Origin of the sequence: Amycolatopsis rubida (assembly GCF_900115345.1) — a bacterium.
Classification (GTDB): domain Bacteria; phylum Actinomycetota; class Actinomycetes; order Mycobacteriales; family Pseudonocardiaceae; genus Amycolatopsis; species Amycolatopsis rubida.
Genome location: NZ_FOWC01000018.1, coordinates 146,233 through 166,020, shown reverse-complemented (window position 1 = coordinate 166,020; position 19,788 = coordinate 146,233). Strand labels below are relative to the sequence as shown.

Annotated in this window: 21 protein-coding genes; 12 read left to right on the top strand and 9 right to left on the bottom strand. The window is 69.3% G+C overall.

Features of this window, described 5'->3' with window-relative positions:
* Positions 1-96: 96 nt before the first annotated feature.
* A complete protein-coding gene (gene map, locus BM362_RS40650) occupies positions 97-885 on the bottom strand; it encodes a type I methionyl aminopeptidase (protein ID WP_067585764.1) in 789 nt (262 codons plus the stop codon).
* Positions 886-967: 82 nt separating this feature from the next.
* On the bottom strand, positions 968-1,864 hold the full coding sequence (locus BM362_RS40645) for a LysR family transcriptional regulator (protein ID WP_093576748.1): 897 nt from the start codon (positions 1,862-1,864) through the stop codon (positions 968-970).
* 63 nt (positions 1,865-1,927) lie between these two features.
* Between BM362_RS40645 and BM362_RS40640 the strand changes: the two genes are divergently transcribed.
* Positions 1,928-3,118 carry an MFS transporter gene (locus tag BM362_RS40640; RefSeq protein ID WP_093576747.1) on the top strand — a complete coding sequence of 397 codons (1,191 nt, stop codon included), beginning with the start codon at positions 1,928-1,930 and terminating at the stop codon, positions 3,116-3,118.
* A gap of 32 nt (positions 3,119-3,150) precedes the next feature.
* On the opposite strand, the gene BM362_RS40635 is transcribed toward BM362_RS40640, so the two are convergent.
* Positions 3,151-3,807: an O-methyltransferase gene (locus BM362_RS40635; RefSeq protein WP_067585772.1), complete on the bottom strand. Its 657-nt coding sequence runs from the start codon at positions 3,805-3,807 to the stop codon at positions 3,151-3,153.
* Between the two features lie 234 nt (positions 3,808-4,041).
* Here BM362_RS40635 and sigE point away from each other — a divergent pair, with 234 nt between their 5' ends.
* From sigE to BM362_RS40610, 5 genes are all read left to right on the top strand, one after another.
* Positions 4,042-4,656, top strand: coding sequence for an RNA polymerase sigma factor SigE (sigE, locus tag BM362_RS40630; protein ID WP_067585775.1), 615 nt, complete (start codon positions 4,042-4,044; stop codon positions 4,654-4,656).
* Positions 4,653-5,327: an anti-sigma factor family protein gene (locus BM362_RS40625; RefSeq protein ID WP_067585777.1), complete on the top strand. Its 675-nt coding sequence runs from the start codon at positions 4,653-4,655 to the stop codon at positions 5,325-5,327. Before sigE ends, BM362_RS40625 begins: the two co-directional genes overlap by 4 nt.
* A 409-nt stretch (positions 5,328-5,736) precedes the next feature.
* A complete protein-coding gene (locus BM362_RS40620) occupies positions 5,737-7,266 on the top strand; it encodes a S1C family serine protease (protein ID WP_093576746.1) in 1,530 nt (509 codons plus the stop codon).
* Positions 7,267-7,363: 97 nt separating this feature from the next.
* Positions 7,364-7,792: a Sec-independent protein translocase protein TatB gene (gene tatB, locus BM362_RS40615; protein ID WP_067585780.1), complete on the top strand. Its 429-nt coding sequence runs from the start codon at positions 7,364-7,366 to the stop codon at positions 7,790-7,792.
* A 121-nt stretch (positions 7,793-7,913) separates the two neighbouring features.
* Positions 7,914-8,420 (top strand): hypothetical protein, encoded by a 507-nt coding sequence (locus BM362_RS40610; protein ID WP_067585782.1) that lies wholly within the window; start codon positions 7,914-7,916, stop codon positions 8,418-8,420.
* A 55-nt stretch (positions 8,421-8,475) separates the two neighbouring features.
* Here the strand turns inward: BM362_RS40610 and BM362_RS40605 are convergent, their stop codons facing one another.
* Genes BM362_RS40605 through BM362_RS40590 form a run of 4 tightly spaced genes read right to left on the bottom strand, consistent with a single transcriptional unit; the run spans position 8,476 to position 12,410 of the window.
* Positions 8,476-9,621 (bottom strand): Mrp/NBP35 family ATP-binding protein, encoded by a 1,146-nt coding sequence (locus BM362_RS40605; RefSeq protein ID WP_067585786.1) that lies wholly within the window; start codon positions 9,619-9,621, stop codon positions 8,476-8,478.
* A 25-nt stretch (positions 9,622-9,646) separates the two neighbouring features.
* Positions 9,647-10,144 (bottom strand): DUF1003 domain-containing protein, encoded by a 498-nt coding sequence (locus BM362_RS40600; RefSeq protein WP_067585789.1) that lies wholly within the window; start codon positions 10,142-10,144, stop codon positions 9,647-9,649.
* The gene (locus BM362_RS40595; protein WP_067585792.1) at positions 10,137-11,447 is read right to left on the bottom strand and encodes a magnesium transporter MgtE N-terminal domain-containing protein; all 1,311 of its coding nucleotides are present in this window, start codon (positions 11,445-11,447) and stop codon (positions 10,137-10,139) included. Before BM362_RS40595 ends, BM362_RS40600 begins: the two co-directional genes overlap by 8 nt.
* A 57-nt stretch (positions 11,448-11,504) precedes the next feature.
* Positions 11,505-12,410 (bottom strand): aminoglycoside phosphotransferase family protein, encoded by a 906-nt coding sequence (locus BM362_RS40590; protein WP_067585795.1) that lies wholly within the window; start codon positions 12,408-12,410, stop codon positions 11,505-11,507.
* Positions 12,411-12,504: 94 nt separating this feature from the next.
* On the opposite strand from BM362_RS40590, the gene BM362_RS40585 reads away from it, so the two are divergent.
* The gene (locus BM362_RS40585) at positions 12,505-13,380 is read left to right on the top strand and encodes an SPFH domain-containing protein (RefSeq protein ID WP_093576744.1); all 876 of its coding nucleotides are present in this window, start codon (positions 12,505-12,507) and stop codon (positions 13,378-13,380) included.
* On the opposite strand, the gene BM362_RS40580 is transcribed toward BM362_RS40585, so the two are convergent.
* Together BM362_RS40580 and BM362_RS40575 are read right to left on the bottom strand one after the other, a co-directional pair.
* The gene (locus BM362_RS40580; protein ID WP_067585799.1) at positions 13,365-13,958 is read right to left on the bottom strand and encodes a DUF4190 domain-containing protein; all 594 of its coding nucleotides are present in this window, start codon (positions 13,956-13,958) and stop codon (positions 13,365-13,367) included. The genes BM362_RS40585 and BM362_RS40580 overlap by 16 nt on opposite strands.
* A 58-nt stretch (positions 13,959-14,016) precedes the next feature.
* Positions 14,017-14,352 carry a DUF4190 domain-containing protein gene (locus BM362_RS40575; protein ID WP_067585801.1) on the bottom strand — a complete coding sequence of 112 codons (336 nt, stop codon included), beginning with the start codon at positions 14,350-14,352 and terminating at the stop codon, positions 14,017-14,019.
* A gap of 166 nt (positions 14,353-14,518) precedes the next feature.
* Here BM362_RS40575 and BM362_RS40570 point away from each other — a divergent pair, with 166 nt between their 5' ends.
* The 5 genes from BM362_RS40570 to BM362_RS40550 all read left to right on the top strand — a co-directional run bounded on the left by BM362_RS40570 (position 14,519) and on the right by BM362_RS40550 (position 19,787).
* The gene (locus BM362_RS40570) at positions 14,519-15,709 is read left to right on the top strand and encodes an acyl-CoA dehydrogenase family protein (protein ID WP_093576743.1); all 1,191 of its coding nucleotides are present in this window, start codon (positions 14,519-14,521) and stop codon (positions 15,707-15,709) included.
* Positions 15,710-15,785: 76 nt separating this feature from the next.
* Positions 15,786-16,316 (top strand): YflT domain-containing protein, encoded by a 531-nt coding sequence (locus BM362_RS40565; protein WP_067585805.1) that lies wholly within the window; start codon positions 15,786-15,788, stop codon positions 16,314-16,316.
* 365 nt (positions 16,317-16,681) lie between these two features.
* Positions 16,682-18,001 carry an ABC transporter substrate-binding protein gene (locus BM362_RS40560; protein ID WP_067585807.1) on the top strand — a complete coding sequence of 440 codons (1,320 nt, stop codon included), beginning with the start codon at positions 16,682-16,684 and terminating at the stop codon, positions 17,999-18,001.
* Complete coding sequence (locus tag BM362_RS40555) at positions 17,998-18,945, top strand: carbohydrate ABC transporter permease (protein ID WP_093576741.1); 948 nt, start codon at positions 17,998-18,000, stop codon at positions 18,943-18,945. Before BM362_RS40560 ends, BM362_RS40555 begins: the two co-directional genes overlap by 4 nt.
* Positions 18,945-19,787 carry a carbohydrate ABC transporter permease gene (locus tag BM362_RS40550; RefSeq protein WP_067585813.1) on the top strand — a complete coding sequence of 281 codons (843 nt, stop codon included), beginning with the start codon at positions 18,945-18,947 and terminating at the stop codon, positions 19,785-19,787. Before BM362_RS40555 ends, BM362_RS40550 begins: the two co-directional genes overlap by 1 nt.
* Position 19,788 lies beyond the last annotated feature (1 nt).

Here is a 19,788-nt window from a genome sequence, read left to right as displayed (position 1 = left end):
GAGGACGAGTTGGTCGCACTTCTCATCCTGCCGCTGAAAGACCCGTCCCTCGTCTCAGACCCTGGCCAGCGTCACCAACGTCATGACCCGCAACAGCTAGTTCTTCCCCGCCAGCTCTTCTTCGCGACGGGTCAGCACGATCGGGTCCCCGTCGGTGATCGCCACCGTGTGCTCCGAATGCGCGGTGCGCGAGCCGTCCGCGGAACGGATGGTCCAGCCGTCCGGGTCGTAGACGATCTTGTCCGTCGTGCGCGCCAGCCACGGTTCCAGCGCGAGCGTCAGGCCGGGCCGGAGTTTCCTGCCGCGGCCTGCCTTGCCGCGGTTGGACACGTGCGGTTCGCCGTGCATGGTGCGGCCGATGCCGTGGCCGCCGAACTCGGTGTTGACCGGGTAGCCGTAGCCGGTCGCGACTGCCTCGATCGCGGCCGAGATGTCGCCGAGCCGGTTGCCTGCCCGGGACGCCTCGATGGCGGCTTCCAGCGCTTCCTCGGTGGCCCGGATGATCCGCTGGTCCGCTTCGGCGGGCGTGCCGACGATGACCGTGCGCGCGGAGTCGGCCGCCCAGCCGTCGATCGTCACCGCGATGTCCGCGGTGAGCACGTCACCGTCACGGAGGGTGTAGTCGTGCGGCAGGCCGTGCAGGACGGCGTCGTTGACCGACAGGCAGATGACGTTGCGGAACGGGCCTTCACCGAACGACGGCGCGTAATCCCAGTAGCACGAGACGGCCCCGCGCCGCTTGATCATGCCGCGCACGTGGTGCTCAAGGTCCATCAGGTTGACGCCGACGTCGGCGAGTTTGCCGACCTCGGTCAGCACCTCGGCGATGAACCGCCCGGTCACGTGCATGCGGTCGATCTCCGCAGGCGTCTTCAGCTCGATCACGACTACCTCGCGTCCTCAGGTTCCGGTATTTCTATACCGGAAACGCTAGCACGGTACCGGGATACAAATACCACCCTGGCCGCTAGTCCGTCCGGCCGAGCACGTGGTCCCGGAACGCTTGAACGGCGGGCGAAAGCGGCTCCCCGGCGCGCCAGGCCATCCCGATCGTCCGGTGGACCGGCGGGTGCAGCGGCACCTCCGCGACCCCGGCCGGGGAACCGGGTTCGAAGCGCGGCAGGAGCGCGACGCCCAGGCCGGCCCCGACGAGTCCGCGGACGGTGTCGGATTCCTGGCCCTCGAAGGCGACCTTCGGCGTGAAACCGGCGGCGGCGCAGAGGTCGTCGGTGATCCGGCGCAGGCCGTAGCCGGGTTCCAGCAGCACGAACGGCTCGTCGGCCAGCTCCGCGACGCGCACGCTGCGCCGTGCGGCCAGCCGGTGCCCGGCCGGGACCGACAGATGGATCGGCTGCCGGTCGAGGACGACGGTCTCCAGTCGTTCGTCCTCGACGACCGGGGCGAGCAGGGCGAGATCGAGTTCCCCGGACACGAGCCGGTCGACCATGTCCCGCAGCGACCCCTGCACGAGGGAAAACCGCGCGCACGGGGCCTGTTCGCGATACGTGCGCAGCAATTCCGGCACCAGCGACCGGCCGAGCAGGTGCAGAAATCCGAGCACGACGCGGCCGCTCGCCGGTTCGATCTCCTCGCGCGCGAGGCGGACCCCGGCGTCGACCACGGGCAGTGCGCGTTCCGCCGCGTCGGCCAGGAGTTCGGCGGCGCGGGTGAGCCGGACGCCCCGGCCGTCGGGCACGGTCAGCGGCGCGCCGAGGGCCTGTCCGAGCGCGGCCAGCCGCCTGCTGACTGTGGGTTGCGGCACGCCGAGGATCTCGGCCGTGCGAGTGACGTTTCCGGTGCTTCGCAGCGTGGCCAGCAAACACAGGTGCGGGACGAGCTGCGCGGTAAGGCTCTCATTCGGCATAGTATGAATAATGGCAGATATGTGTATTGGACGTATTGATTAGCGAAGCTTACTTTCACGGTCATGCTTTCCTCCGCCCGCCGGGTCAAGGTCGCGGTCGCCGCCGCGGGTTTCACGTCGTTCGCCCTGCTCTACGCCCCGCAGGCGGTCCTGCCGCAGCTCGCCGGCCAGTACCACCTCGACCCCGGCGGCGCGGCGCTCGCGGTGAGCGTGGCGACCGGCGCGCTCGCGATTTCCGTGCTGCCTATCGCCGCGCTGTCCGAGGCGATCGGACGGCGGCCAGTGATCATCGCGTCCGTCGTGCTCTCCTCGGTGCTCGGGCTTCTGCTGCCGCTGATGCCGAACTACTCGCTGCTGCTGGTGCTGCGCGCGGTGCAGGGCGTGGCGATCGCCGGATTCCCCGGCGTGGCCACGGCTTATCTGGTGGAACGGCTCGGGAAGACCGGCGTCGCGGCCGCGGTCGGGGCGATGATCGCGGGCAACACCATCGGCGGCATGACCGGCCGATTGGCCACCGGGTTCACCGCCGGTCCGTTCGGCTGGCGGGGCGCGCTGTACGTGGTGGCCGGGATTTCGCTGGTCTGCGCGGTCGTGACCGTGGTGATGCTGCCGCCTTCGCCGGTCCGGACGGGGGAGCGGCAAGGCCTTCGTGACATCGGCGTCGGACTGCTTTCCGCGGTGCGGCGGCCGGTGTTGCTCGCGCAGTACGCCGTCGCGCTGCTGGCCATGGGCGCGTTCGTCGCGCTGTACAACGCGGCCGGGTTCCGGCTGACCGGCGAGCCGCTGAACCTGTCGCCGGCCATCGCGTCGTTGGTGTTCGTGTCGTACGCGCTGGGTTCGGTTTCCTCGGCCACGGCTAACCGGCTGTCCGCGCGGATCGGGCGTCGGCAGGCGCTGGTCGGCGTGCTGCTGCTGACCGCGATCGGTGCGCTGCTGACGATCCCGGATTCGCTGCCGCTGATCGTCGTCGGTTTTCTGGTGCTGACGACGGCGTTCTTCGCCGCGCATTCGATCGCGAACAGTTGGGCCGCGGCTGAGGCACCGGAGAACGCGCGCGGCCAGGTTGGCGGGCTGTACATGCTCATGTACTACCTGGGCAGCAGCGTCGGCGGCGGGGTCGGCAGTGTGGTCTACGGGTCGGCTGGGTGGAGCTGGTTGATCGTGGCTGTCGTGGTGTGGCTGGGGCTGGCTGTGGCGGCAGTGCGGGTGGGCACGCGGGTGCGGAGCGAGAAGCGGGTGTTGGTGGGGTCGTGAGTGCTGATCGCGGTTCTAACCGTGATTGCCGCTCACGAGCACGCCGTGGCCACCAGCAGCCCGCCGCCGACCGGCAGCAGCGCCGGGATCAGCCGACCGTCCTCGCGGACCGCTCGCGCGACCTCGCGCAAGGCCATCGTCTCCGGGTCGCGCCGGGCCGGGTCGGTGAGCCGCCCGCCCGCCAGGACCTGGTGGAACACGATCACCCCGCCGCGGCGCAGCAGGGCCACGCCCTGCTCGTAGTAGCCGGGGTACTCGATCCGCGCGGCGTCGACGAACACCAGGTCGTAGCCGCCCGGCGTGAGCCGGGGCAGCACGTCCAGCGCGCGGCCGACGATGAGCCGCATCCGGCCCGGCGGATAGCCCGCTTCGAGGAAGGTCTTGCGCGCTGCGCGCTGGTACTCCGGTTCGACGTCGATCGAGGTCAGCACGCCGTCGACGGCCATCCCGCGCAGCAGGTACAGCCCGCTCACGCCGGAGCCGGTGCCGACCTCCACGACCGCCCGCGCGGCGACCGTCGCGGCGAGAAACCGCAGCGTCGTGCCTGCTCCGGGGGCCAGCGGGGCGCAACCGAGGTCGACCGCGCGCAGCCGCGCCGCGGTCAGCACGTCGTCGTCGGGCAGGTACCCGTCGACCTGCTCGGCGCCGACCGCCCCGGTCTCGGCCGCCGCCTCTGTCCCCGAACTCACGCGCGAAGGTTAGCGCTGGTTGTCGATAAATCAGCGAAGGCTCCCTGGTAAGCGACCTCCGGCCCCGGGAAAGCCCGCGAAAACCCTGGAAAGGCCCTCGTCCGCCAACTTCTCAGGCTGCTCTCAGATCGGTCTCATGAGTTCCATAAGGAAGCTCGGCAGACTGAGTCTCAACCACACGGGAACACCGTGTGCCCGGCCCGCGTTGGCAGAGGTGAAGAGGAGTTGACCCAGATGGAGGTGCCTGCTCCCCTGATGCAGAACGCCGAACTGCCGGAAGCCGCTCCGGTGACCGTGGACGCAGCCGAGTCGGCTTGGACGCCGCCCTCGTGGGACGAGGTCGTGCGCGAACACGCCGACCGCGTGTACCGGCTCGCCTACCGCCTCACCGGCAACACGCACGACGCCGAGGACCTGACCCAGGAGACGTTCATCCGCGTCTTCCGGTCGCTCGCGTCCTACAAGCCCGGCACTTTCGAGGGCTGGCTGCACCGGATCACCACGAACCTGTTCCTCGACATGGCGCGCCGCCGCTCGCGCGTGCGCATGGAGGGACTGCCCGAGGACACCGACCGGATCGTCGGCGACGACCCGAGCCCCGAGCAGCACTACAGCGACACCCACCTGGACCCGGACCTCCAGGAGGCGCTCGACGAGCTGCCCCCGGAGTTCCGGGCCGCGGTCGTGCTGTGCGACGTCGAAGGACTGTCGTACGAGGAGATCGGCGCGACGCTGGGCGTCAAGCTCGGCACCGTGCGCAGCCGCATCCACCGCGGCCGCTCGGCATTGCGCGCGTCGCTCGAGCGCCGCCGCGCGACCCGGGAGGAATCTGCGAAGGTGTCTGTATGAGCGGCTGGCGTTTCGCCGAATCCCATCTCATGCCCGACGCGGTAGTCGCACTGGTCGACGGCGAGCTGACGCCGGGAGCCCACGACCGTGCCCTCGCGCACCTCGCGCGCTGCCCGGACTGCGCGGCCGAGGTGACCTCGCAGCGGCAAGCCGTCGCGGCGGTGAAGGACGCGGGCGCGCCGTCGATGTCGGCGGGCTTCCTGGCCAGTCTGCGATCCATTCCGGAGCACACTGATCTGCCGGGTTCGCCGGACAATCTCGCGGTCACCGCGGACGGCCAGCTGGTGGCGATCCAGCGGCCGGACCGGGTGGCCGGATTGCGTGACGCGGGAGTGCTCGGGGGTGCCGCGCCGTTGGGAACAACCGCGCCGCTCGGGCAGTCGGCGAACGTGCTCGGCGGCGGCCGGTTCGCCTTCAGCCGGAAGCGGGCGGCGCAAGGAGCCGGGGTCGTGGTGTCCGGGCTCGTGCTGAGCGCACTCGCACTCGTCGGGACCGCGGCGGATAGCGGGGACGGGTCCGGCGGGACCGGGCCGGTTCGAGCGCCTAACGCGGATGTGCTGCCGGCGAACATGAATGTGCCCAGGACGGCTGCCCCCTCTTCGGAGCCGGAGGCTGCGGTGCAAGGGGAGCCGGACGTGGTGCGGGCCGGGGCTGCTGTCGCGGCTCGGTAGGTCGCGTCTCGGTTAGGTCGCGGGCGGCTCGTCGCCTGGCGGCGACATTGCGCGCGGTGGGGCACCCCGAAGCTTGGTGCTGACGGACGGCGGGTGCTTGTCAAGGCGGGAAAGATGCCTTGACAAGCACCCGCCGTCCGCATGGGGGCTTCGTATCGGGGTGCGGGGGTGGTGTGGGTGCACCGCTGGTTGGGTGCGCTGGTGCGGACACGTATCCACAGCGCCCCGCGCAGCGGCGGCACGCTCCGCGTGTGAGACAGCGCGGGGGCTTGGAAAGCCTTCACAGCCGGGGCTGTGGCAGCGGTGGGGGAGTGCAGGCAACAGGCATTTCACTGCGGTCTGGGCACACTTCTCCCCAGGCTTGGGTATCGTCGACTCCCAGCCGAACTGAACCGCATCCCGGGGAATGATGACCGACCAGCCGAACGCTAACTCTGATCAGTCCGGTGCCGTCGGAACGGACCGGTTGGGGCCTCGGCCGCTTGAGCGGCCCGCGGTCGACCAGCAGCAGGCGGCTGTCTTCGGGCGGCCGCACGGGGTCGAGGGGGCGTTCGACAAGCTTTACACCCCGGCGCCCAACGGGAACGGGCAGAAGCTCACTCTCGCGCCGCCTACGCCGGAGTCGCTGGCGGAGGCGTTCAGCCGTCCTGCGGGGGCTGAAGGCGTGCGGTTGCAGCGGCCGCTCGAAGCCTCCGGGGAGACCGGTGCCGCGGAAGATCCGTTGTGGACTGATACCAGCGATCCGTGGCGTGATCCGGCGGCTGGAGCGGTGCTGGCCGGGCCCGCGGTCGTTCCGGAGGAGGACGAGGCCGAGAAGCCGAAGCTGCCCAAGGGCGCGCAGCTGAGCTTGCCTGAGGTGTTGTTCGGGCGGCGGGTGCAGCCGAAGGCGCTGGCGCTGCTCGGCATTGTCGCGTTGGTGATCGGCGCGGTGGGCGGGCTGGTCGGCTGGTGGGTCGCGGACACGGGGTCCGCGTTGACCGGCAGCGCCACGATTTCCGAGGCGGAGGCGGCCAAGGAACGGCCGCCGGGGTCGCTGGCGGACATCGCGCGGCGGGTGTCGCCGGCGGTGGTTTCGCTGGAAGTGGTCAAGCCTGGCGCGGACAGCGGCGAGCAGGGCTCCGGCGTGGTGATCGATCCGCAGGGGTACGTGCTGACCAACGAGCACGTGGTCACGGCGGCGGTCGGCGACGCGGCTGCGAAGATCACCGCGGTGTTCAACGACGGGACGCGCACCGAGGCCAAGATCGTGGGGGCGGATCAGAAGACCGACCTCGCCGTGGTGAAGGTCAACGTGACCAACCCGGTCGTGATGCAGGTCGGGAAGTCGTCCGAGCTGCAGGTCGGGGACGCGGTGATCGCGGTCGGCTCGCCGCTCGCGCTGCAGAACTCGATCACCGCGGGCATCGTCAGCGCGGTCGACCGGCCGGTCACCGCGGGCGGCGACAACGGGGCGGCTCCGGTCACCTATTCGGCCATCCAGACCGACGCGGCGATCAACCACGGCAACTCGGGCGGTGCGCTCGTCGACTCGACCGGGGCGCTGGTCGGGATCAACTCCGCGATCCGCTCCTCCAGTTCCGACGGCGGCAGCATCGGCATCGGGTTCGCCATCCCCAGCGACTACGCCATGAAGATCGCCAAGGCGCTGATCAAGGACGGCAAGGTCAAGCACGCCGACATCGGGATCAACGCGGCTTCGACGGTCGCGGGCTCGTCCACGATGGGCGCGCAGGTGCGCAATGTCGCCCCGGGCGGGCCGGCGGCGTCCGCGGGGGTCAAGGAAGGCGACGTGATCACCAAGGTCGGCGACCACGTCGTGCGCGACTCCGCCGAGCTGACCGTCGCGGTGCGCAGCCACGACCCCGGCCAGGTCGTCCCGGTCCAGCTGGCCCGCGACGGTGCGCTGCTCGTAGTGGACGTCACGCTCGGATCGGACTGACACGGCACAGTAGCTCCCGTGCGACGTTCGGGCCTGCCGGGACGAGAAACGGCCCGGGTAGTCTTGGACGGGGCAGCACCGAGCGGAGGTTCCACGGGTGTTCGACAGTGTCGGCTGGGGCGAGATCCTCGTGATCATCATCGCGGGGCTTTTCATCCTCGGACCCGAACGGCTGCCCGAAGCGGCGGCCTGGATGGCGAGGAGCGTCCGCAAGGCCCGCGATTTCGCGACCGGCGCGCGCGAGCAGCTGCGCGAGGAAATGGGTCCCGAGTTCGACCAGCTGCGCAAACCCCTCGAAGACCTGCGCGGCCTGCGCAATCTCGACCCGAAGCGGGTCGTCGCGCAGCATTTGTTCGACGGGGATTCGGATCCGCTGGGGCTGAACGGCTTCAAGAACGAACTCAACGGGTCCAGCGGCTCGAATGGTTCGAACGGGGCGCCGGCGATCAAGCCGCAGAGCGCGCTGCCGCAGCCGGAGCCGTTGAAGCCGGGCGAGCGTCCGCCGGTCGACCCGGACGCCACCTGACAACCTCGTGCCCGGCGATGCCGGTGAGAACCGGCTTCGCCACTCACGACCGGCGCGCGTAGCGCTGATCAGGCTGGGTAGCCTCGGGGTATCAGCTCACCCGACCCTGGAGGTTCCCGATATGTCACGCCGTGCGGCTGCGCTGGCCGGAACGATCGCTGCGGCCGCCGTCGCCGTCGCCGGGTGCAGTGCCGACGACGAGCCCAGCGCCAAGGCACCCGCCACCTACACCTCCGTGCCCGCCCCGGCGATGCCGTCCGCGACGGTGGCTCCGTCGAGCGGTGCCCCGGCCAGCGAGAACGGCAGTGCCACCGGCGAGCAGCCGAACGTCAAGCGCGGCGCGGAAACCGGTGAGGCAGGCGTGGACGTGCTGGTCACCGTCGCCTACCAGGGCGGCAAGGTCACCCCGCCGGCCGACGTCGTCGACGTCAAGGTCGGCAACAAGGTGAAGATCAAGGTGACGTCCGACCAGTCGCAGAACATCGATGTCGAGGGCCTGCCCGACAAGTCGGCCGACGTGTCCGCGAAGGAGCCCGAGGACATCGACTGGACCGTGACCAAGCCGGGCGACACCAAGGTGACGCTCCGCGAATCCGGCGCGCTCCTGGTGACCGTGCACGCCTCCTGAATGACGTGGTGAGTGGTTTATGCCGGTTCTAACCGGCATAAACACTCACGCGCCCTCACCGTCCGGCGGGACTGACGTTCAGCATCATCCCGGCCAGCCCGCGCGCCCGGACCGACAGCTGCTTCGCCGCGTCCTTCAGCACCAGCGACGCCGGCGCCTCCGGATCGGACAGCACGATCGGCGTGCCCTCGTCGCCCTGTTCGCGCAGGCGCGGGTCCAGCGGGACCTGGCCCAGCAGCGGCACCGTCGAGCCGACCGACTTCGACAGCGAATCCGCCACCGTCTGGCCGCCGCCCGCGCCGAAGACCTCGATGCGTTCGCCGGTCGGGGTTTCCAGCCACGACATGTTCTCGATCACGCCCGCGACGCGCTGCCGCGTCTGCATCGCGATCGCGCCCGCGCGTTCGGCCACCTCGGCGGCGGCCTGCTGCGGCGTGGTGACCACGAGGATTTCCGCGTTCGGGATCAGCTGCGCCACCGAAATCGCGATGTCGCCGGTGCCCGGCGGCAGGTCCAGCAGCAGGATGTCCAGGTCGCCCCAGAACACGTCGGCCAGGAACTGCTGCAGCGCGCGGTGCAGCATCGGGCCGCGCCACACGACCGGGGCGTTGCCCGGGGTGAACATGCCGATCGAGATGACCTTCACGCCGTGCGCCTGCGGCGGCATGATCATCGTGTCGACCTTGGTCGGCTTCTCGCGCGCGCCCAGCATGCGCGGCACCGAGTGGCCGTAGATGTCCGCGTCCACCACGCCGACCGACAGCCCGCGCTCGGCCATCGCCACGGCCAAGTTCACCGTCACCGACGATTTGCCGACGCCGCCCTTGCCGGACGCCACGCAGTACACCCGCGTCATCGAACCCGGCTGCGCGAACGGGATCACCGGCTCCGCCGCGTCGCCGCGCAGAGACTTGCGCAGCTCGGTGCGCTGCTCGTCGCTCATCACGTCCAGCTCGACCCGCACGTCGGCGACGCCGGGGAGCTTCGAGACGGCCTTCTTCGTGTCCGCGGTGAGCGTCGCTTTGAGCGGACAGCCCGCGACCGTCAGGTAAATCCCGACGTCGACCACCCCGTCGTCGCCGATCGCCACGTCCTTGACCATGCCGAGGTCGGTGATCGGTTTTTTGATCTCCGGGTCGTACACGTCCTTCAGCGCGGTGCGGACGTCGTCGACGCTGGGGAGCTGCTGTGTACCAGTCACGCTTCCATCGTACGTACTGCCCAGTTCAGCCTTGTTTCGCCTTGCGTGGCTTGGAGTCCACGTCGAGATCATCGCGCAGCCGGTCGAGTTCGCTGCGCAGGTAGTCACGGGTCGCGACCTCGCCGATCGCCAGCCGCAGCGCCGCCAGCTCGCGGGCGAGGTACTCGGTGTCCGCCTTGGTCTGCGCGGCGCGCGTGCGGTCTTCGTCCAGCGACACCCGGTCCCGGTCGTCTTGGCGGTTCTGCGCGAGCAGGATCAGCGGTGCGGCGTACGCGGCCTGCGTCGAGAACGCCAGGTTGAGCAGGATGAACGGGTACGGGTCCCATCGCAGCGACACCGCGGCCAGGTTCAGCACGATCCAGACGACCACGATGAGGGTCTGCCAGAACAGGTACTTCCCGGTGCCGAGGTAACGGGCGATCCGCTCGGTGAACCGGCCGAAAGTGTCCGGGTCGATGTTCAGCCGCAGACGGGCCTGGCCGCGCGGCTGGTCGAGCCTGCGGCCGGTCCTGAGTTCAGCCACGGTCGGCCTCCTCTAGAACAGCGCCGTCGGCGCCATCAGTGACGTCGTGCAGTCCGGTTTCGCGCCAGTCGTCGGGCAGCAGATGGTCGAGCACGTCGTCGACGGTGACGGCGCCGAGCAGATGGTCCTCGGCGTCGACCACCGGGCCGCACGCCAGGTTGTAGGCCGCGAAATACCGGCTGACCTCGGACAGTGTCGCCTCCGGGCGCAACGCGGTGAGGTCGGTGTCCACCGCGCTGGCCACCAGTTCGGCGGGCGGTTCGCGCAGCAGCCGCTGGAAGTGCACGACGCCGACGAACCGGCCGGTCGGCGTTTCGGTCGGCGGACGGCACACGAACACCATGCTGGCGAGCGCGGCGGGGAGGTCGGCGTTGCGGATGTGTGCCAGCGCCTCGGCGATCGTCGCGTCCGGCGTCAGCACGACCGGTTCCGGCGTCATCAGCCCGCCCGCGGTGTCCGCCGAATACGCCAGCAGCCGTTTGACCGGCGCGGATTCCTCCGGCTCCATCAGTTCCAGCAGCCTGTTCTGCTCGGCCGGGGCGAGTTCGGCGAGCAGATCGGCCGCGTCGTCCGGGTTCATCGCCTCAAGGATGTCCGCGGCGCGTTCCTCGGCGAGGTAGGACAGCAGTTCCTTCTGATCGTCCTCGGGGAGCTCCTCGATGACGTCCGCGAGCCGTTCGTCGTCCATCGCGTCGGCGACCTCGTGCCTGCGCTTCATCGGCAGGTCGCGCAGGGTCGCGGCGACGTCGACCGCGCGCATCGTGTCGAACAGCATCAGCAGCTGGCCCGCGCCCTGGGGCTGTCCGGTCAGGTCGGTGAGCCCGAGCCCGGCGACCTCGTTCCACGGCAGCACCCGCATCGCGGTGCGCCGCCTGCCCAGTGCCAGCCGGGTCGACCGTTCGCGGACGGCGAGTTTCGCCAGCACCCAGTCCCGCGTGCGGGTCGGCTCCATCGCCGCGTCGACCACGGTCACCCGGGTGTCCGCGCCGGTGAGCGTCGCGTGCGCGTCGAGAAGCTGGCCGCACACCAGCACCTCGTTGGGCCGCTGGTGGAAATGCCGCATGTTGACCGAACCAGTGGCCAGCGTCACGGCGTTCGGTTCGATCGAGGTGACCCGCAGCATGGGCACGAACACCCGCCGCCGGGTCGCCAGCTCCACGACCATGCCGAGGATCCGCGGCGGCTGCTGGTCCAGCCGCAGCCCGGCGACCACGTCGCGGACCTTGCCGATCGACTCCCCGTCGGGCCCGAACACCGGCAGACCCGCGAGCTGTGCCGCGTAAACCCGGTTTATGCCTGCCATGGCGCCGACACTATCGGCTGCCGCCCTCGCGCGCTCGGACCGCGACTTGGCGAATTCTCAGCCAGCGATGGCCCACCGGGTGAGCACGGGCAGCGCGTCGGCGGACGGGCCGTCGTCGTCCTCGGGCAATCCGCCGAAATCGACCAGATCCTGGGCGTGCCACAGCCGGTTCTGCACCGCCCGGACGAGCGTCCAGGCCTTGGCGCGGTCGCGGTCCAGACCGCTCGCGGCGAGCTTCGAGTCCAGTGTGGATTCGCTGAACCGGTTCCACAGCAACGAAAGCGCGCCGTATTCGAGGTCGCCGGCGAGCGGCTTCGGGTCGATCACCAGCCACGGTTCGCGGGTGCCGGACAGCACGTTCTCGTAGTGCAGGTCCTCGTTCACCAGCGCGTTTCCCGCCGCCGGACCGAGGTCGCGGCACACTTCCAGTGCCGCGTCCAGCTCCCGGCGGGGGAGCGGTTCGTCCAGCTCCCGCCACGATTTGGGCAGCTCTTCGAGCAGTTCCTCCGCGACGGCGGACAGCGTGCGGGTGAGCCCGGCCGGCGCGGGCACGGCGAGCCGCCGGGCGAGTTCGCTCATGATCTCGACGGCGGGCAGCAGCGGTTCGCCGTCGAGCGTGCGGCTGTCGTCGAGGCGTTCCAGCAGCATCGCACCGTCCTCGGGCACGGATTCGTGCAGCAGCACCGAACCTCGACCGGCCCATGTGGACAGTGCGAGCGGCTCGTCCCGCGATTCCTCCTCTACCCAGCCGAGTTTCAGCACGACGCGGGAACCGTCCGCGCGCCGGGCGGGCTGGACGACGCCGACGTAGCCGTGCCGGGCGGTGTCCTCGAACTCCAGCTCCCACTTCCGGGCGTACCGCTGCGCGAGCGAGGGCAGCGACGCGAGCCACGGGACGGCTTCGGGACCCAGCACCTTGGGGGCGCGTTCGGCGAAGAACGGCGGGATTACCAAAACGGTCACAACACTCATCGTGGTCGGCCGTGCAAGCCGTTTCCGGCGCTGCTGGGCGCGCGTACAGTGAACGGATCAGGGTTTGGCGAACCCGGGAGCTGCCATGATCGTCGAGATTGTCAGCGCGGTGGTCGTCGTGGGCGGGGTGTGGCTCGCCTCCGCGGTGCGCGTGGTCAAACAGTACGAACGCGGGCTGGTGTTCCGTTTCGGCCGGGTGCGCCCGGCGGTCCGCGACCCCGGGCTCGCGCTGCTGCTGCCGGTCGCCGACCGCATGCAGAAGGTGAACATGCAGGTCGTGACGCTGCCGGTGCCCGCACAGGACGGCATCACCCGCGACAACGTCACCGTCCGGGTGGACGCGGTCGTGTACTTCAAGGTGGTCGACCCGGTGCTGGCCGCGGTCCACGTGCAGGACTACCGGTCGGCGATCGGCCAGGTCGCGCAGACCTCGCTGCGGTCCATCATCGGCAAGAGCGACCTGGACGACCTGCTGTCGAACCGCGAACGGCTCAACGAGGGCCTCGAGCTGATGATCGACAGCCCGGCGCTGGACTGGGGCATCCACATCGACCGGGTGGAGATCAAGGACGTCGCGCTGCCGGAGTCGATGAAACGCTCGATGTCGCGCCAGGCGGAGGCCGAACGCGAACGCCGCGCCCGGGTGATCTCCGCGGACGGCGAACTGCAGGCGTCGCACAAGCTCGCCCAGGCCGCCGCGGCGATGGCGGATACCCCGGCGGCGCTGCAGCTGCGGCTGCTGGAGACGGTCGTGCAGGTGTCGGCGGAGAAGAACTCGACGCTGGTGCTGCCGTTCCCGGTGGAGTTGCTGCGCTTCCTGGACGCGCGGACCGACCCCGCGGCTCCGGCCGCGAAACCGCCGGAGCCGCGATCACCCTCGGCCTCAGAAGCGGCCGGCAACGGAAAGGTCGCTCCGCGCGAAGACGAGGCGAGCGACGTGCCGGATCAGCGGTCGAGATAGCCGTTCAGGCCGAGGACCAGCAGAGTCACGAAGAAACTGCCCCACAGCGCGGCTGTGACATAGCCGAGCACGACGGCCGACAGCGCCATGGTGCGGCCGCCTGCTTCGTTGCGGTTGGCCTTGGCCAGCGCGACGTGCCCCATCACGACGCCGGGGATCGCGAGAACGCAGGTCACCAGGCCGAGCACGGAACACACCAGCGCGCCGGTCGCGAGCCCGCTGTCGCTGGTGTTCGGGTACGGCTGGTAGCCCGCGCCGTACGGCGGTGGAGCCGGGAAGCCCTGGTACGCGGGCGGCGGTGCGAACGGATCTGGTTGCGCCGCAACGGGATACGGCGTCGCGGGCGGTGCTGCGGCGGGAGTCGGCTGCTCGCCCGGCAGCACCGCGACCGGGCCAGGGTCGGGTGCGGTCCAGCCCGGCGGCGGAGCCGGCGAGTCAGTCTCCGAAGTGGGCGAGACGGCGTCCGCCGGAGCCCCGTACGGCGCGGGATCGGCGGTGGCCGGCGGCTCGTACGGCGCGGGGTCCGCGGTCGGCGGCGGCTCGTACGGCACCGGATCGCGGTCGGACGGAGTGGTCATCGGGGCTCCCTCACGGTGCCGGGTTCGGAGGACGACGCTACCGGGTTCCGGGGCGGCATCAGCCGAAGACACCGGACTGGGCCAGCGCGTGCACGATCAGCGGGACGGCGATGCCCCAGACGATCAGCGCGGCGTAGCCGATCACGAACCCGGCGACCGCCAGCGCGCCGCCGGTGCCGCGGCCACGGCGGGCCCGGTAGAACGCGAGGTGCCCCATCACGATCCCCGCGACGGCCATCGGTCCGCACACCACGAACCCGGCGATCGAGCAGATCAGGGACCCGATCGCGAGCCCCGCGCCGGGCGGCGGGCCCTGCGGCGGATAGGGCTGGTGCTCGTACGACGGGTGCTCGTAGCTGTCGCGGCCAGCAGGCTCGTCGCTGCCCTCGCTCATCGGGATCCTTCTCGCGGTTTCGGGTGGATCAGCACCTTATCCGCACCTTAACGGGGGAAACCGGGGGCTGGCGTGAGCACCCTCATAGCCGCCCGGACGCGAACCAGTCATACTCCCCGGTAACCCAGCGCCGGGAGCCGGCGTCGCCGCCGAAGGGAGCCCAGTGATGGCCCGTCTTGCCCGGACCGCCGGCCTGACCGACGTGCAGCAGGAGATTCTGTCCACCGTGCGGTCGTTCGTGGACAAGGAGATCATCCCGCACGCGCAGGCGCTGGAGCACGCGGACGAGTATCCGGCGGAGATCGTCGAGGGGATGAAGGAGATGGGCCTGTTCGGGCTCACCATCCCGGAGGAGTACGGCGGCCTTGGCGAGTCGCTGCTGACGTATGCGCTGGTGGTGGAGGAGATCGCGCGGGGCTGGATGAGCGTGTCCGGGGTGATCAACACGCACTTCATCGTGGCGCACATGATCACCCGGCACGGGACCCCGGAGCAGAAGCGGCATTTCCTGCCCCGGATGGCGACCGGCGAGGTCCGCGGCAGCTTCTCGATGTCGGAGCCGGACCTGGGTTCGGACGTGGCGGCGATCAAGACTCGCGCTCAGCGCGAGGGCGACGACTATGTGATCGACGGCGCGAAGATGTGGCTGACCAACGGCGGCTCGTCGAATCTGATCGCGCTGCTGGTGAAGACCGACGAGGGCGCGGAGAAGGCGCACCAGAACCTGACGACGTTCCTGGTGGAGAAGCCGTCGGGGTTCGGCGAGGTCCTTCCCGGACTCACCATTCCCGGCAAGATCGACAAAATGGGCTACAAGGGCGTGGACACCACCGAGGCGGTGTTCGACGGTTTCCGGATCGGTGCGGACAAGGTCCTGGGGGAGGCTCCGGGCAAGGGCTTCTCGTACATGATGGACGGCGTCGAGGTCGGCCGGGTGAACGTGGCCGCGCGGGCGTGCGGGATCGCGATCCGGTCCTTCGAGCTGGCGATCGCTTACGCCCAGCAGCGTTCCACGTTCGGCAAGCCGATCGCGCAGCACCAGGCGATCGCGTTCAAGCTCGCCGAGATGGCCACCAAGGTCGAGGCCGCGCACCTGATGATGGTCAACGCCGCCCGGCTGAAGGATTCCGGCGCGCGCAATGACGTCGAGGCCGGGATGGCGAAGCTGATCGCGAGCGAGTATTGCGCCGAGGTGACCCAGGAAGCGTTCCGGATCCACGGCGGCTACGGCTACTCAAAGGAATACGAGATCGAGCGCCTGATGCGCGAGGCCCCGTTCCTGCTGATCGGCGAGGGCACCAGCGAAATCCAGAAAACCATCATCAGCCGCGGCCTCCTGCGGGATTACCAGGCCTGACCCGCGCTTCGCCGGAGTTCGCGCGCTCCGCCGGTTCTTGACAAGATAGAGCCCTCGGACCGGACGAGCGCAGGTGATGATGGTGAGCAGTCCCTTTGGTGGCGGTCAGAGCCCGGCCGGGCTGCCGCGGCTCCCGACGCCGCCCACCGGCTGGCCGATCGGGTCGTACTCGACCTACGGCGAGGCACAGCAGGCGGTCGATTTCCTGGCCGAAAGCGAGTTCGCGGTCACCGACGTGACGATCGTCGGCGTCGACCTGATGCTGGTCGAACGCGTCATCGGACGGCTGTCATGGGGCCGCGTGCTCGCCGCGGGCGCGATGTCGGGCGCGTGGTTCGGCCTGTTCGCCGGGCTGTTGCTGGGGATGTTCGTCAACCAGGGCGGATTCACGCTGCAGCTGCTGACCGGGCTGGTGCTGGGCGTGCTGTCCGGGCTGGCGTTTTCCGCGATCGGCTACCGCACCTCGCGCGGCCGCCGCGATTTCTCGTCGGCAAGCCAGCTCGTGGCGGGCCGGTACGACGTGCTGTGCCAGCCGCGCAGCGCGGAGCAGGGTCGCGAGCTGCTCGCGAAGCTGGCGCTGCGCCCGCCCCCCGCCACTTTCTCGTGAGTGGCAATCCCGGTTCCAACCGGGATTGCCACTCACGACGCCAACCGTCGCGTCCGCCGCCAGCTTCTGCCCTGCCTGGCTCCGCCCCGCCTGGCCTGGCTCCTCCCGACCCGCCACCGCATAACTACCCACAAGACCCGTCTTCCCGATGGTTCGCGCGCACCTGGCTGAATCGTTACCGACCCTGCTTGCGGCCGGTGATCGCCGGGCATAGGTTGTCCGACACCGGTTGGCCGGTCGTGTCCTCCAGCGCGGCCTGCCGGCAACTGGCACGTCGGGGTGCTGGCTCGGGTCCGCCTCGTCGCGGCGTGCTGTCTGGGGGCGGTGCCGGACGGTGCCGTGTGCACATGGGCGAGGAGGCTTGGATGGGGAAGAAACGGCCCAGCGGAAAGAAACGAGGACCTACCCGCGCGACGGCGTTGCTCGCCGCGGGCTTGGTGGCGGGCGGGCTGATGGCGGGCTGCGGAACGGCTTCCGGGACGACGATCAACGTCTACTACTCCCCGGAGGACCATTTCCAGACGGTCGTTGACAACTGCAACAAGGCCGCCGCCGGGCGGTACCGGATCGTCTACAACAAGCTGCAGCGCGGTTCGGACGACCAGCGGATCCAGATGGCGCGCAGGCTCGCCGCCGGCGACACGTCGATGGACGTGCTCGGCCTCGACGTCACCTGGGTTTCGGAGTTCGCCGAGGCGGGCTGGGTCGACGAGTGGACCGGGCAGAACAAGGCGGCCGCGTCCGAGGGCGTGCTCAAGGGCCCGCTGGAAACCGCGACGTATCAAGGAAAGCTCTACGCCGCACCGAAGAACACCAACGTGCAGCTGCTCTGGTACGACGACCGCATCACCCCGACCCCGCCGAAGACGTGGGACGAGATGATGCAGATGTCGCAGAAGCTCAAGAGCGAGCACAAACCGTATTCGGTCGTCTTCACCGGCGCGCAGTACGAGGGCCTGGTCGTCATCTACAACACGCTGGTCGAATCGCTCGGCGGGCACATCCTGTCCGACGACGGGAAATCCGTCGTGATGGACGAGGGTGCGGTGCAGGCGCTGGACCTGCTGAAGAAGGTCACGTCGTCGGGCATCACGGATCCGTCGCTGACGAACCAGAAAGAGGACGACGTCCGGCAGGCGTTCCAGCGCGGCGACGCCGCGTTCGAGCTGAACTGGCCGTTCGTTTACGCCTCCTACGCCGAGGAAAAGCCGAAGGACCTGTCGCACTTCAAGTGGACGGTGTACCCGCAGGCGAAGGCAGGCATTCCGTCGAAGAGCACGATCGGCGGGTTCGATCTCGCGGTGAGTGCCTACTCGCAGCACAAGCCCGAGGCATACGAAGCGGCGTTGTGCTTGCGCAGCAAGGAAAATCAAAAGGTGTCCGCGATCAACGACGGGGTGCCGCCGACGATCGAGTCGGTGTACCACGACGACACGCCGCTGGATCCGGCGAAGCCCGCGTCGGCGGACAACCCGAACATGGCCGAGAAGTACCCGATGCGCGACTCCATTCTGTCGGCGCTGAAAACCGCCGCGGTACGGCCGCTCACGCCGGTGTACCAGAACCTGTCCACGGTGATGTCGAAGATCCTTTCCCCGCCCTCGGCGATCGATCCGCAGACGACCGCGCAGAAAATGCGGGAACAGCTCGATGACGCGCTCCAGTCGAAGGGAGTGATCCCGTGACCGTCCAGGATCCCGCCGCGGCCACGAAGGAAGCGGCGCACCGCAAGGGAAAGCCCGCGCTTTCCGAGGGCAAGAAGGCGGAACGGCGGCTCGGGCTGTGGCTCTGCGCGCCCGCGTTCCTTGTGATGATCGCGGTGACCGGATATCCGATCATCTATTCGGTCTGGCTTTCGCTGCAGCGTTACGATCTGCGCTTCCCGGCGAAACACGAGTTCATCGGCTTCGACAATTACGCCGCGGTGCTCACGAATTCCTACTGGTGGACCGCGTTCGGTACCACGATGTTCCTCACCGTCGTGTCGGTGGCGATCGAGTTCGTGCTTGGCATGGGTCTCGCGCTGATCATGCACCGCACGCTCGTCGGCCGCGGACTGGTGCGCACTGTCGCGCTGATCCCGTACGGCATCGTCACCGTGGTGGCCGCGTTCTCGTGGTATTTCGCGTGGACGCCCAAAACCGGGTACCTGGCGAATGCGCTGGGCGAGGGGGTCGCGCCGCTGACTGACCAGTGGCCGTCGCTGTTCATCATCATTCTCGCCGAGGTGTGGAAGACGACGCCGTTCATGGCGCTGCTGCTGATGGCCGGGCTGGCGCTGGTGCCCGACGACCTGCTGAAGGCCGCGGCGATGGACGGCGCGACCGCGTGGCAGCGGTTCACCAAGGTGATGCTGCCGGTGATGAAACCGGCGATTCTCGTCGCGCTGCTGTTCCGCACGCTCGACGCGTTCCGCATTTTCGACAACATTTACGTGCTGACCGGCGGCGCGCAGGACACCGGATCGGTGTCCATGCAGACCTATGACAACCTGGTCAAGGGGCTCAACCTCGGGATCGGCTCCACGATGGCGGTGCTGATCTTCATCACGGTGGCGATCATCGCGTTCCTCTTCATCAAGGTGTTCGGCACCGCCGCGCCCGGCACGGACGACGGGGGGAAGCGCTGATGGCTATCGGAGGTGCGGTCACGACCGGCCGCAAGGTCGGCTGGGGCCTGCTGGACATCCTGGTGCTGGTGTTCGCGATCGTCCCGGTGCTGTGGGTGCTGTCGCTGTCGTTCAAGACGAAGGCGACGCTCACCGACGGCAATTTCATCCCGGTGGAATGGACGCTCAAGAACTACGCGGACATTTTCCAGACCACGGAGTTCCTGCACGCGCTGGTGAACTCGATCGGTATCGCGGTGATCTCCACGGTCATCGCGGTGGTGCTGGGCACGATGGCCGCGTACGCGATCGCCCGGCTGGATTTCCCCGGGAAACAGCTGCTGGTGGGGCTTTCCCTGCTGATCGCGATGTTCCCGCAGGTTTCGCTGGTCACCCCGCTGTTCAACATCGAACGCGGGCTCGGCCTTTTCGACACCTGGCCGGGGCTGATCCTGCCCTACATCACGTTCGCGCTGCCGCTGTCGATCTACACGCTGTCCGCGTTTTTCCGGGAGATTCCGTGGGAGCTGGAAAAGGCGGCGAAAATGGACGGCGCGACGCCGGCCCAGGCGTTCCGGAAGGTGATCGCGCCGCTGGCCGCGCCGGGCGTGTTCACCACCGCGATCCTGGTGTTCATCCTCTGCTGGAACGACTTCCTGTTCGCCATCTCGCTGACCTCCACCGAGTCGTCGCGCACGGTGCCGGCCGCGTTGTCGTTCTTCACCGGGTCCTCGCAGTTCGAGGACCCGACCGGCCAGGTGTGCGCGGCCGCGGTCGTCATCACGGTGCCGATCATCCTGTTCGTGTTGTTCTTCCAGCGTCGCATTGTGGCGGGGCTGACGTCCGGTGCGGTGAAGGGCTGAC

What these genes read in the sequence shown, in the direction of transcription:
- BM362_RS40585 (WP_093576744.1), top strand. Translation starts at nt 12,505, where the DNA reads ATGATCGTCGAGATTGTCAGCGCGGTGGTCGTCGTGGGCGGGGTGTGG.
- sigE (WP_067585775.1), top strand. Translation starts at nt 4,042, where the DNA reads ATGGAGGTGCCTGCTCCCCTGATGCAGAACGCCGAACTGCCGGAAGCC.
- BM362_RS40575 (WP_067585801.1), bottom strand. Translation starts at nt 14,352, where the DNA reads ATGAGCGAGGGCAGCGACGAGCCTGCTGGCCGCGACAGCTACGAGCAC.
- BM362_RS40640 (WP_093576747.1), top strand. Translation starts at nt 1,928, where the DNA reads ATGCTTTCCTCCGCCCGCCGGGTCAAGGTCGCGGTCGCCGCCGCGGGT.
- BM362_RS40580 (WP_067585799.1), bottom strand. Translation starts at nt 13,958, where the DNA reads ATGACCACTCCGTCCGACCGCGATCCGGTGCCGTACGAGCCGCCGCCG.
- BM362_RS40570 (WP_093576743.1), top strand. Translation starts at nt 14,519, where the DNA reads ATGGCCCGTCTTGCCCGGACCGCCGGCCTGACCGACGTGCAGCAGGAG.
- BM362_RS40560 (WP_067585807.1), top strand. Translation starts at nt 16,682, where the DNA reads ATGGGGAAGAAACGGCCCAGCGGAAAGAAACGAGGACCTACCCGCGCG.
- BM362_RS40620 (WP_093576746.1), top strand. Translation starts at nt 5,737, where the DNA reads ATGACCGACCAGCCGAACGCTAACTCTGATCAGTCCGGTGCCGTCGGA.
- BM362_RS40645 (WP_093576748.1), bottom strand. Translation starts at nt 1,864, where the DNA reads ATGCCGAATGAGAGCCTTACCGCGCAGCTCGTCCCGCACCTGTGTTTG.
- BM362_RS40565 (WP_067585805.1), top strand. Translation starts at nt 15,786, where the DNA reads ATGATGGTGAGCAGTCCCTTTGGTGGCGGTCAGAGCCCGGCCGGGCTG.
- BM362_RS40595 (WP_067585792.1), bottom strand. Translation starts at nt 11,447, where the DNA reads ATGGCAGGCATAAACCGGGTTTACGCGGCACAGCTCGCGGGTCTGCCG.
- BM362_RS40550 (WP_067585813.1), top strand. Translation starts at nt 18,945, where the DNA reads ATGGCTATCGGAGGTGCGGTCACGACCGGCCGCAAGGTCGGCTGGGGC.
- BM362_RS40610 (WP_067585782.1), top strand. Translation starts at nt 7,914, where the DNA reads ATGTCACGCCGTGCGGCTGCGCTGGCCGGAACGATCGCTGCGGCCGCC.
- BM362_RS40625 (WP_067585777.1), top strand. Translation starts at nt 4,653, where the DNA reads ATGAGCGGCTGGCGTTTCGCCGAATCCCATCTCATGCCCGACGCGGTA.